The 564-nt window shown below is 67.6% G+C and carries 1 protein-coding gene; it reads right to left on the bottom strand.

The window, feature by feature from the left end:
* Positions 1 to 150 precede the first annotated feature (150 nt).
* On the bottom strand, positions 151 to 564 hold a 414-nt coding region (locus MKK52_RS07330), incomplete at its 5' end, for a DUF3658 domain-containing protein (RefSeq protein WP_243953165.1).

Raw genomic sequence — 564 nt, 5'->3', positions numbered from 1 at the left:
GCCGTCGATCCATGACGGCCGGTCGCAGGACGTCGGCTTTATGCATCCAATCGGTCCCGGTTGTCGGGCGGGGCCACCGGGATGACCGCCAGGCGGTGCCATGAGTGCCGGTCGCGTCGTCCCTCTCGTCGTGGTGTAGGTTCCGGCCGTTCACTCGTTGAGCGCTGCCGATTGACGGTCCGCGACCCTTCGAACCTTGAAGTCCCGCATACCCGGCCCCGGACCGGTAACCTCCATCGCTGCGGATTGCCCCAGCGCCAGGATGCGCGCGAACAGGAGTTCGTAGCTGCATCCCTGTCCCGGCTGGTCGGAGCCGTCGTCGAGATGGGCGAGCACGCGGGCGACCAGTTTGATCAGCAATTCCCAATCCCCGGTGGCGAGCCCCGTCAGGACGTCGTCGAAATGGGTCAGGGGGGCCGAGACCAAGATCCCTTCTCGCACGATGCGCAGCGGCGCGTTCTCCCGCCGCAACTCCGCCCAGCGGGCCACGGCCGCGTTGTTCTCGGCCTCGGTGAACGGCTTTCTCCTGCGCCGGAGATTGGCCGCGACCATCTCCTCGGGACG

This window comes from Methylobacterium sp. J-067 (assembly GCF_022829465.1).
GTDB lineage: Bacteria > Pseudomonadota > Alphaproteobacteria > Rhizobiales > Beijerinckiaceae > Methylobacterium > Methylobacterium litchii.
Note: the sequence above shows the minus strand (reverse complement) of the source record. Positions and strands in the feature narration are given on the sequence as shown.